This is a genomic window from Mycetocola manganoxydans (assembly GCF_003667545.1).
Lineage (GTDB): Bacteria > Actinomycetota > Actinomycetes > Actinomycetales > Microbacteriaceae > Mycetocola_A > Mycetocola_A manganoxydans.
On record NZ_RCUV01000022.1, the window covers coordinates 1 to 10,766 of the forward strand.

9 protein-coding genes and 1 pseudogene are annotated in these 10,766 nt (G+C 63.2%); 5 read left to right on the top strand and 5 right to left on the bottom strand.

Annotated elements, in window-relative coordinates:
* Positions 1 to 518 precede the first annotated feature (518 nt).
* The 3 genes from D9V29_RS14040 (at position 519) to D9V29_RS14050 (ending at position 4,932) form a co-directional block, all read left to right on the top strand.
* On the top strand, positions 519 to 2,123 hold the full coding sequence (locus tag D9V29_RS14040; protein ID WP_121673967.1) for an alpha/beta-hydrolase family protein: 1,605 nt from the start codon (positions 519 to 521) through the stop codon (positions 2,121 to 2,123).
* A 102-nt stretch (positions 2,124 to 2,225) separates the two neighbouring features.
* Complete coding sequence (locus D9V29_RS14045; RefSeq protein WP_121673959.1) at positions 2,226 to 3,668, top strand: basic amino acid/polyamine antiporter; 1,443 nt, start codon at positions 2,226 to 2,228, stop codon at positions 3,666 to 3,668.
* A 13-nt stretch (positions 3,669 to 3,681) separates the two neighbouring features.
* Entirely contained in the window at positions 3,682 to 4,932 is a 1,251-nt protein-coding gene (locus D9V29_RS14050; protein ID WP_121673960.1) for an arginine deiminase, read from the top strand.
* 168 nt (positions 4,933 to 5,100) lie between these two features.
* Here the strand turns inward: D9V29_RS14050 and D9V29_RS14055 are convergent, their stop codons facing one another.
* Both D9V29_RS14055 and D9V29_RS14065 read right to left on the bottom strand, forming a co-directional pair.
* The gene (locus tag D9V29_RS14055; RefSeq protein WP_121673961.1) at positions 5,101 to 5,427 is read right to left on the bottom strand and encodes a hypothetical protein; all 327 of its coding nucleotides are present in this window, start codon (positions 5,425 to 5,427) and stop codon (positions 5,101 to 5,103) included.
* A 537-nt stretch (positions 5,428 to 5,964) separates the two neighbouring features.
* A complete protein-coding gene (locus D9V29_RS14065) occupies positions 5,965 to 6,459 on the bottom strand; it encodes a DUF3995 domain-containing protein (RefSeq protein WP_121673962.1) in 495 nt (164 codons plus the stop codon).
* Between the two features lie 199 nt (positions 6,460 to 6,658).
* Here D9V29_RS14065 and D9V29_RS14070 point away from each other — a divergent pair.
* Positions 6,659 to 7,736 (top strand): annotated as a pseudogene (locus tag D9V29_RS14070) (IS256 family transposase); the annotation flags it as partial.
* A 114-nt stretch (positions 7,737 to 7,850) separates the two neighbouring features.
* Here the strand turns inward: D9V29_RS14070 and D9V29_RS14075 are convergent.
* From D9V29_RS14075 to D9V29_RS14085, 3 genes are all read right to left on the bottom strand, one after another.
* Positions 7,851 to 8,177, bottom strand: a complete 327-nt coding sequence (locus tag D9V29_RS14075; protein ID WP_147436303.1) for a hypothetical protein — start codon at positions 8,175 to 8,177, stop codon at positions 7,851 to 7,853.
* Positions 8,178 to 8,198: 21 nt separating this feature from the next.
* Positions 8,199 to 8,528, bottom strand: coding sequence for a hypothetical protein (locus tag D9V29_RS14080; RefSeq protein ID WP_147436304.1), 330 nt, complete (start codon positions 8,526 to 8,528; stop codon positions 8,199 to 8,201).
* Between the two features lie 177 nt (positions 8,529 to 8,705).
* Entirely contained in the window at positions 8,706 to 9,155 is a 450-nt protein-coding gene (locus D9V29_RS14085; protein ID WP_121673965.1) for a hypothetical protein, read from the bottom strand.
* A 214-nt stretch (positions 9,156 to 9,369) separates the two neighbouring features.
* Between D9V29_RS14085 and D9V29_RS14090 the strand changes: the two genes are divergently transcribed.
* Positions 9,370 to 10,305 carry an alpha/beta hydrolase gene (locus D9V29_RS14090; RefSeq protein ID WP_229790592.1) on the top strand — a complete coding sequence of 312 codons (936 nt, stop codon included), beginning with the start codon at positions 9,370 to 9,372 and terminating at the stop codon, positions 10,303 to 10,305.
* The last annotated feature ends 461 nt before the right edge of the window (positions 10,306 to 10,766 follow it).

Here is a 10,766-nt window from a genome sequence, read left to right on the forward strand (position 1 = left end):
CACCGGTGTTGCGTGACTACCTAGAATTCGCCATGGTCTTCCCGACCATTCGCGACCGATCGGTATTGGACCGCTTCGCGACGTCGACCGCCGCTCGAGTTCAGGGCAGCAGATTTTGATCGCTTCGTCGCTTCGTCGCTTCGTCGCTTCGTCGTTTCGGCTGGTTGGTGCGTGCCGGATCAAATAGTCGGCGAGATTCGATCGCTCCGCGGGGTCCCAGGTCAAGCAGCGCGTGGGTACAAAAGTTTCCCAAGCTGAGAGCGGCGTGCACTGGATATGGTTGTATCGTCGAGGACTGTCCGATGACCGTTGCGGAGTTAGTTGTCGCTGCGTGCCAAACGCGTCGACCGCCGCCCTCAACGGAACTAGGAGAGGCATCTGTGAGCACGGAGCCGCACCACATCCCACACAAGGAGCGAGTCCTATCGAAGGGGTTCGCCGGCCGCCTAAGGCGTCTGGCACGCCCGCTCTCGCTTGGCGGATCACTCGTGGCGGTGGTGTTTTGGTGGTACTCGCTGATGCCGACTCTGATCCCCCGACCATGGCCGATGCAGGCGGGACTTAGCGCCGTATGCGTGATCGTGGGCTATGCGATCGGAGCGTTGATCGGCTGGGGGTTCCGAGCATCGTCGCGCCGCTGGGGTTGGCACCCGAGGCGACGATGGCGCCTGTGGCTTTGGGCCGGCCTGGGAGCCGTTTGGCTGGTAGCTGTCGCCGGGGGTGCCCTTGCCTGGACGCAGTGGCAGAACGTGCAGCGCGATGTCATGGGCATGCCGCGCCTTGATTTGGCTGCACCGGCACTGATGATCGGGGGCGCCGCATTAGCGGTGATTCTGCTGCTGCTTGTTGGTCGACTGTTGCGCCGTGCGTTGGGCGCGCTGGTCCGGTACAGTCGCCGCGTCGGACGAGGCCACCCGGCCGCCCCCGCGGTGGCGTTAGCCGGGATGGCCTTAGTCGTCCTGGTGTGCGGAATGCTGGCGTTTGAGGGGCTGACCAGGTTGGCTACGTGGCACTACGGTGCCGAGAACGACTCCTCCGAAGCAGGTATAGCGCAGCCGAGGTCGCCGGAGGTATCGGGCAGCCCTGACTCGTTGGTCCCGTGGAGCAGCCTGGGGCGTCAGGGGCGCACGTTCGTTTCGGAGACCACGACGCCTGCTGAACTTGCGGCCTTCAATGGGGATGCGCCGCTGGTGAGCCCGGTGCGGGTGTATGCGGGGATCAAATCCGCCGACACGCTGGAGGCACGGGCCAGCCTCGCGGTTCGTGAACTCGAACGGGCAGGTGGCTTCGACCGCGCTGTCATTGCAGTGTGGATCCCCACTGGCACCGGGTGGATGATCAGTGAGTCGGCGGACGCTCTCGAGCAGCTGTACGGCGGAAACAGCGCCATTGTCGGCATCCAATACTCGGTCCTGCCCAGTTTGTTCACCGTGTTCATGAAACCCGGTGAGGCAGCCAAAGCTGGAACCGCCCTGTTCAACGCGGTGGAGCAGCGGTGGTCAGAGTTGCCCGAGGATCAGAGGCCCAAGCTCTTGCTGTTCGGCAAGAGCTTGGGTACAGAGGGCGTGGAAGCGCCGTTCGCTGCCTCGGATGGGCGTTCGTCGGTTGGCAATCTTGTGGCGCGGACCGACGGGGCGCTGATTGTCGGTGCGACGTATGTCAACCCGCTGCTCACCCAGCTCACTCGTGAACGCGAGCCAGGCTCGCCTGTGTGGGCGCCGGTCTTTGATCAAGGACGATCGGTACGTTTCGTAAGCGGCGACCCGCACCAGCATGCAATTGACTCCCCGTGGCTGGAACCCCGGATCGTCTATCTGCAGCATCCCTCTGACCCCGTGCCGTACTGGGGCATCGATGCGATCTGGAAACCACCGGAGTGGTTGGACGCTCCGCGCGGTTATGGCGTGCCAGCCGAAGCGACATGGTTCCCGATCGTGACAGCAATTCTCGCAGTCAGCGATCAGATTGACCAGCTCAGCCCACCAGATGGTTTCGGACACAACTACGGTACCGACTACGTTCAGGGATGGTCGACGGTCGTCCCACCGACAGGGTGGACGGCCGCTGACACCCGGCGCCTCGAAGAGTATCTCGCACACCACGAGTACGATGAGCTCGAATAGATGATGTAGCGGCATCCAGACAATTACCCGGGACGGTTCCAGATTCTAAGGCAAGATCCCGGCCGAACCGGCCACTGACACACCGACGAAGGAAGAATCGTGATGACGACAACCGAGCAGAAGTCTTCGAGCAAACTCAGCCTGCCGGCTCTGACCGCGATGGTCGTCGGCTCCATGGTCGGCGCCGGCGTATTCACCCTCCCTCAACGGTTAGCCAGCGAAACTGGGGTCCTTGGAGCGGTCATCGCCTGGGTCGTCGCCGGCGCCGGGATGCTGATGCTCGCGTTCGTGTTCCAGGCTCTTGCCGTTCGAAAGCCTCATCTCGACAACGGGGTCTACGTGTACGCCAGGACAGGGTTCGGCGTCTATCCCGGTTTCCTCTCAGCCTTCGGTTTCTGGGCAAGTGCCTGCGCCGGCAACACGTTCTACTGGGTTCTGATCACCTCGACCTTGAAGCCCTTGGTCCCCGCTTTCGGAGACGGTGACACCATCTGGGCAGTGCTGGTCTCCTCCGTATTCGTGTGGGGGTTCTACCTTCTGATCATGCGTGGTGTGAAGGAGGCCGCTGGCATCAACGCGATAGTCACGGCGGCAAAAGTTATTCCACTCCTGCTCTTCGTGGTCGTCGTCATCTTTGCCTTCAAGCCGGACGTATTCCTCGCCAACATCACCGGCGGATACGACTCAGGGGGCGAGAACCTCTTCGAACAGGTCCGCGGCACGATGCTCGTGACGGTGTTCGTGTTCCTCGGAATCGAAGGCGCGAGTGTGTATTCGAGGTTCGCCAAGAAACGGGCGGATGTCGGGCGCGCAACGGTGCTGGGCTTCCTGTCTGTGCTGGCGCTGTTCGCGACCATCTCGATCATCTCGTACGGCATCCTGCCGAAGGAACAGCTCGGAGAGCTTCGCCAGCCTTCGGTCGGTAGCGTGCTCGAATCGGCTGTCGGCCCGTGGGGCGCCTGGTTCATCAGTGCAGGACTCATCGTGTCCGTGCTCGGCGCTTTCCTCGCATGGAGTCTCATGGCCGCCGAAGTGCTTTTCGCCGCCGCAAAAGACAAGGACATGCCGAAATTCCTGGCGAAGAGCACGCCAAAGGATGTTCCCGGAAATGCCCTCCTGCTCTCGACCCTCCTCATCCAGGCGCTTCTCGTCATCGTTCTGTTCGCCGATGGTGCGCTCGACTTCATGCTCGACCTCACCGCATCGCTCGCGCTCATGCCGTTCGCCCTCGCCGCCGGATATGCACTGAAGATTGCCCTCACCCGCGATGGCTACGCGGGCCTGCCAGACCGCACTCGCATACGGGATCTCGTCGTCGCCGCGATCGCAGTCGTCTACACGTTGTTCCTGATCTGGGCAGCTGGGTTGCAACTACTGCTCCTCTCGTGCGTTCTCCTCGCCCCGGCCACCCTGCTCTACGGTTTCGCCCGCCGCGAGCAACGCGGACGCCTGTTCACGACGCCCGGATGGATCGTGTTCATTCTGGTGGCGGTCGGCGCAATCGTCGGCATCATTGGTCTCATCACCGGATTCGTCAGTATCTAGGAAAGGAACTCTCATGACCTCCATCTCCGCAACGTACGGCGTGCACTCCGAAGTCGGCGCGCTCCGCAAGGTATTGGTGTGCGAACCCGGACTCGCCCATCGCAGGCTTACACCCACCAACGCCGACTCACTTCTCTTCGACGACGTGATGTGGGTGGAGAACGCGCAACGGGACCACGCCGACTTTGTCTCGAACCTCCGCTCCCACGATGTCGACGTCGTTGAACTTCACCACCTCCTCGCAGAGACGGTGGCGATTGCCGCGGCGAGAGACTGGCTCCTCGACCGCAAAATCATCGCCGACGAGGTCGGACTCGGGCTCGTCGAAGGCACCCGGGCGTTCCTTGAGACGCTCGCGCCCGCACAACTCGCGGAGTTCCTCATCGGCGGTCTCGCGACATCCGATCTGCCCGACGACTACCGAACCGGATATGTCGCGCTCGCGCGGGAGTCGACCGGCGCCCGCGAATACCTGATGCCGCCGCTTCCGAACACGCTGTACACGCGTGACACCACGTGCTGGCTTTACGGCGGTGTCACACTCAACCCGCTGTACTGGCCAGCCCGACACGACGAGACGCTCCTGATGAAGGCGATCTACGAGTTCCACCCCGATTTCGTTGGCTCGACCGTCTGGTGGGGTGACCCCGAGCAAGATTGGGGCCAAGCAACCTTTGAGGGCGGGGATATCATGCCCGTCGGTAACGGTGTCGTCCTCATGGGAATGAGCCAGCGAACATCGCGGCAGGCGATCACCCAGGTGGCTGCTGCCCTCTTCGAACGCGGCGCCGCCGAGCAGGTCATCGTCGCGGGCATGCCCAAGCTTCGCGCTGCCATGCACCTCGATACCGTATTGACATTCGCCGACAGAGATATTGTCACGCTGTTCCCGAACATCATGGACGGGGTCCATACGTTCTCTCTGCGGCCCGCAGACTCAACCCTCGGCATGGACATCACCGACGAAGGATCGACGCCATTCGTGGACGTAGTGGCGAAGAGTCTCGGCCTGGCAAAGCTGCACGTTATCGAGACGGGAGGCGACGTGTACGCCTCCGAGCGCCAGCAATGGGACAGTGGAAACAACGCCGTAGCACTAAAACCCGGCGTGGTTTACACGTACGATCGCAATACGCAGACCAACGACCTGCTTCGTAAAGCTGGAGTAGAAGTCATTCCGATCGTCGGTGCTGAACTCGGGCGTGGACGCGGCGGAGGGCATTGCATGACCTCTCCAATAATCCGCGAACCAGTCGACTACTGAGGCAACGTCGAGCCCGTCCGGGTACAGGGCCGGTTCTCGTTCACCCTGTGGGCCGGGGCCACGCAGGAACACGCGGTGAGGTTCCCGGCGGTCTCGGCGCAAGTTCCGCGCCCAGCAAGAGCAGCCTCTTCCGGCACAAGGACACGATCATGCGCGCATCCACCACCCTCACCTCGGATCGGAGCGATCCAGCCCGACCCCCTGGCCCGTACTGCAGGGTGCGCTCCTGCCTGGGACCGGAGGGAGGCGTTCCCCGATGAGCTGGGTGGCCTGAGCCTGGCCGAGCTGCAGGTGCTGCACTCCCGGACCTGCCGCCAGCTCGACCGTGAGTACCTCACTGCACCGCACCCTTGCACCACCGACCGGCTCCACGGCGTCCTGGGTGAACTCGACGCCCGCGACAACACCTGAGCCCAGCGGCCCCTGCCAGCTCTCCCCTCCGTCCCGCGGGGTGTCCATGATGTGGTCGGCTGTGACCGGGCGCTGGAGCGACAACGCTGAGAGAAGCCGAGCACGGCCCGCACCTTCGTCAATACTCTCGAGGCATCGTCCCGGCGCTGACGGTCTCAACAATGCACCCGGGAGCGGGTCGACGGGGACCATTAGCGCGACACATGTCCCAACAAAACACCCGGCTGGTGAGTCGGGCGCGGGCCGGGCGGAGTACGACATGGCCATGGGTCTGGCCCGGACACCACCGAGGCGGAGTCTTATCCGATCGTCCTGGTCTCCTACCACCTGTACTGCCCGCAGTATGACTCCCAGGCCACGGACGGCCTGGCTAAGGCGTTCGGGAGTACGTGATCAGCGAGGACGGGCGGCAGACAGCAACTGACGCCGCAGGCGCCGCCCCGATGTCCGAGACCCTGCGCGCCGCAGCGCAGGAGGCCCTAGATCAGCTCACGGTCACCGACTGACCTATCCGAGGGGCTGACAAGGGGTCACGGCCCGGCAGGTTCGCTCCCCGGTGGACCACGGCCGCCTGTCGGGGCAGTCAAATGCCCCAGCTGGGCCGCCGCGGAGCCCTGTGCGTCAAACTCGGCTGCGACGCCGGTCGTGACGTGAGAACCAGAGGGAAAGGATTAGGGCCGCGCCCCAGATGAAGAACAGCGGATTCCACAGCAGGGCGTGGCCCATCAGAGCCGCGCGATCGTAGCCGCCGTCCGGAGTGATCAAACCGGCGAGCACCACGGCGCCAAGGATCGTGTTGAGTCCGCCGTAAGCGATCAGCAGTATCCCGCCGACCCAGCTGATGGAGCGCCAGAATCTTGCCCCCGGCACCCGGCCGTAGGCCACTGCGACCGGGATGATCGCCGCCAGGAACTTCAGGAGCGCGATAAACCCGAGCCCCACCTTCGTGGCCACCGGTGCCTCTACGGACAGATCCAGCGCCCACTGGCCCGCCGTCGCCGCCAGCCATTGGCCCCCGACCGCCCAGTACAGACTCGCAGCGGCGTGCAGGATTCCGACGACTCCTGCTGTCCACACCAGCACATGAGCGGCGCGAAACTGCTTTGACGGCGACATAACGCCAGGTTAACGCAGGTTCTCGAGACCCACAACTGTCCGAGTTGACTCATCAGAAACCTTCGCCTGTGCAGTGCGGAGTTGCGTCCTGCATGGTGGTGTACGGGTAGGCCGGTGAGCGCGTCGTCATAGACGAGGGCGGCCACCGCGTGATCCTTCGAGTGAACCTTCCACAGCACTCTCGAAGAGGACCATCACGATGACCGCTCCTTCCAGTATTGATCCTGCCCAGTTCCTGCACGAGCACCTCGCCCAGGCCTCCCCGGACCTGCTGCGCGAGATGCTCGCGACCTTCGTGAATACCCTGTTCTCCGCCGAGGCCGACACGGTGTGCGGGGCCGCCTACGGCGCCTCGCCTCCGGAGCGGGTGAACCAGCGCAACGGCTACCGCCACCGCGAATTCGACACCCGCGCCGGCACCCTCGACGTGGCGATCCCCAAAGCTGCGCACCGGCACCTACTTCCCGAGTGGCTCCTCGAGCGCCGCCGCCGGGCCGAGTCCGCGCTGACCTCGGTGATGGCCACCTGCTACCTGCTCGGGGTCTCAACCCGCCGGATGGACAAACTGGTGCAGTCGCTGGGTATCACTGAGATGTCGAGGTCGCAAGGTCTCGACCATGGCCACCGACCTCGACGAGCACCTGGAGTCCTTCCGCACCCGTCCACTGGATGCCGGCCCCTACGCGTTCGTGGCCGCCGGTGCGCTCACTATGAAGGTGCGCGAGGGCGGGCGGGTGGTGAAGGTCGTGGTCATGGTCGCCACCGACGTCAACGCCGACGGCCACCGCGAGATCCTCGGCGTGCGGGTGGCCACGGCCGCGTCCGGGGCCGGGTGGCTGGGCTTCTTCCGCGATCTGGTGGCCTGCGGGCTGGCCAGGGTGCGCCTGGTGACCTCTGATGCCCACGCCGGACTGGTGGAGGTTATCGGGGCGACCCTGCCCGGAGCGTCCTGCCAGCGGTGCCGCACCCACTACGCGGCCAACCTCATGGCGACCACCCCCAAGTGCAGTTGGCCGGCGGTGAAGGCGATGCTGCACTCGGTCTACGACCAGCCCGACACCGCCTCGGTACAGGCGCAGTTCGACAAGCTCCTGCAGATGGTCGAGCCCCAGCCGCCAGCCGTGCACGCCCACCTGGACGAGGCCAGGGCCGACATCCTGGCCTTCACCACTTTCCCGAAGGGACTGTGGCGCCAGATCTGGTCGAACAACCCCAATGAGCGGCTCAACCGCCAGATTCGCCGCCGGCACTCCGCACTCGATTACCGCTACCCCAACGACGTCCACTACAGTTACCAACAGCCAGCCCTGGCAGCGTAGAGAAAACCACCAACTCCGCTGTCCGAAATCTCCGCAGCAGCCCGGATCTTTCCGCTAACGGGGTGGGTGACATCAAAATATGAGGTTAGGACGGGGTTTCGGACTGCCCATATTGTCTGCTTCGTCAATATGGTCGTAGCGAAACACTGCTGGCTCAAGCTCATCGCGCATCGCGCGAAGCGCGCGCCGGTAGATGCGGGTGGCGGCCACGGGGTCGACGTTCGCGCTTTCCCAAGCTTCTCCCGCCGCTGCAAATGATTTCTCAATCCCAGGCTTCGGCTCGCGCCACCGGATATCAAGCTCTCGAAGTCGCTCCTCGTCCTTCGCATAAGCCAGCATGTAGTCGACACCACCTGCTGTATATCGAGCAGCATTTTGCCCACTGCCTTGCCAGATCACGTTCCCAATGAGGGGCAGGGGTTAGCCTTCCGCGGGCTCCCATCCGCTGTCCTTGCAAGCTGCGACGAGCCGTTCGTGAGCGGACTCGACCTCTGAGCGGTCGTCTTCCTGTGCGGCGGTAACGAAAGCTCGTGCGGAGTCCGCGACCGCGCCGTCGCCGTCCTCCGGAATCGAATCTTGTAACGAGCTCGTCAGTCGTTCCTCGTCGGCCTGCGGTCGATCAGACGAGATCCATGACGCGTGGATGTTGCAGACGTCCTCGACCCAAGTGGGCGGTCGCTGACCGGCGCATCCAGCAAGAAGCAGGGATGCAAAGCCCAGAGCCACCAGGGCGCCTATCCGATTAGTCATGGGCTCAACATAGCTTCTGCGCTCGGTCGTAACACGACCGTTCGAAATCCTCCACGGACGCTCACCATCGTTGCGCTCGGAGTTTCCCGTTGAGGGTTGCTCTCCTGATGCCGTCGACAGGCATAAATCCGCGTCGATAACGGATCCGTCTTCGTCAAGTTCTCTGAGTGTCGCCTGCTACGTGCGAAAGAAGGCTGTTTTCAATAGCAACCCCAAGAGTCCGATCCAGAGCGGCACACCCGTAACCACTAGCGCGGCGAATGTGAACACGGCACTCCAGAACCAGCTCATCCCGGCCGTGTCGGAAGATCGCATCACTTCGGCCGCGATGCTCGTCACGAGGGCGAAGAGCGCTGCCGCCGCCGCTCCTACAAACGTGAGTTGCACAAGGAAGGTCCCATTCCGCATCACGCGTGGTTCCGGGCGCATGGAAGCGACCAGAACGAACACGGTCACAGCCGCGAAGAGAACTGCGGCGAGGAGGCTTACGCTCCACGCCAGCGAGCCACCACCCATACCGGTCGCAAAGATTAGGCTTGCTGAGATCAGAGCTAGAACACACGCCAGTGCCCCAGCGAAGTTCAGCGAAGTCGCAAACTTGGCTTCTCCTCGGTTCGGCAGGGTCATGTGGCCATTATGACGTGACCGGGTGTCGAGGGCATCGCGTTGAGGGTTCCAAGGAGCAATCACGAAGACGCACTGCATAAAGGAATGCAAGCCGACCCGTGGCGGTCGACAAGCTCGAAGCTATCCTTCGCTCCAGTAGTTGCTTTAGTGAGCCGGCCGAGCTGACAGAGAGATCAATTGTGCTGGGTCGGGTGCCGACCCATAGTGTGTCAACGTGACCTACCCGAGTGTGGCTGACTACGCGCAATTCCTGCCCGCTTCCTGGAAAAACAGAGTCGATCACGAGCCGACGAGCATGTGGTGGAACTGGCGAGGGCACGAAGTCCACGTGCTCCGTCGCGAGAATCGAAATGCGCCAGTACGAGTGCTGCTCGTCCACGGAGCCGGCGGCCATAGTGCAGCTCTCTGGCCGATCGCTTCGCTCCTGCCGCCCAATCAGGTCGAGCTAGCCGCCGTCGACCTGCCGCTGTATGGCGAGACGATCTCACCGGACCCTGCCGCTGTGCGGTACCAGGATTGGGTCGCGTTGCTCTGTGAGTTCGTCCTCTCTGAAGACGACGGCCGTCCTCTGTTGCTGTTGGGCGCGAGCATCGGTGGAATGCTCGCCTATGAGGTCGCTGCCCGAACCGGCCGTCCCGTTGCAGTGGTGGCGACCTGTCTGCTCGACCCGCGGGACCCGCAGGCTCCCGCCGTCATGACCCGATTTGGCCCGCTCGGCATGCTCGGTGGGCTGCTGGCACGATTCCTTCCAAACAGGCTTGCGGGACGGTGTATCCCGATGTCTTGGGTGGCCGCGCTGTCGAAAATGAGCCGTGACCCCGGTCTGTCACACCTGTGCACCGTGGACCCACGTGGGGGAGGGGCGAAAGTGCCGCTTGGATTCCTCGCGTCGCTCATGACTTACCGCCACGTTCCACCAGAGGAGATGCAGATCCCAGTAACTCTGGCCCATCCGGCGAAGGACGCCTGGACGCCCGTTGAAGTCAGCACGCGATGGCTCAGTCGGATCGCCGCGCCGGCAGAAATGGTCATGTTGCGCGAGTGCGGCCACTTCCCGATCGAGGACCCAGGACTGGCAGACCTGGTCAACGCGGTCGAACGAGCGGCGCGCCGCGCCCAGCGCGACGACGCCTTACCGCCCCTCACATAGCGGCACCGCCCAGGCAGGGAACGCGCGCTGTCACGCTGAGCCATCCGCTTTCAGAGACACAACAATGTCCCGTCGTGGGTTCCGCTCCCGGTACTCGAGCACACGTGGGAGAGCGACACCGACTCGGAAAATTGGCTCCACTCCCACGCCGATTCATTCGTGGAGCGGGGTTTGAAAGACATCCGCGGGGCACCCGGCGGGTGGACGGCCGGCGTCGAAGCGAGTGGCGACGCCCTCGTTTCGGGTGTACACCAGGTCTATTGAAACCACGGATGGTGGTGTTCGTTGAGAAGTCGCCCAAGTCCCGTTGAGGATTCGTGTAGAGGATTGCTTCGGTGGGAATCGCGATCTGCCTGACTCTGCTTTCAACGAACCTATTTCATGTACATTTGAAAGTTCCAGATGTACAATCTGTCTATGTCTATGTCTATGTCTATGTCTATGTCTATGTCTATGTCTAT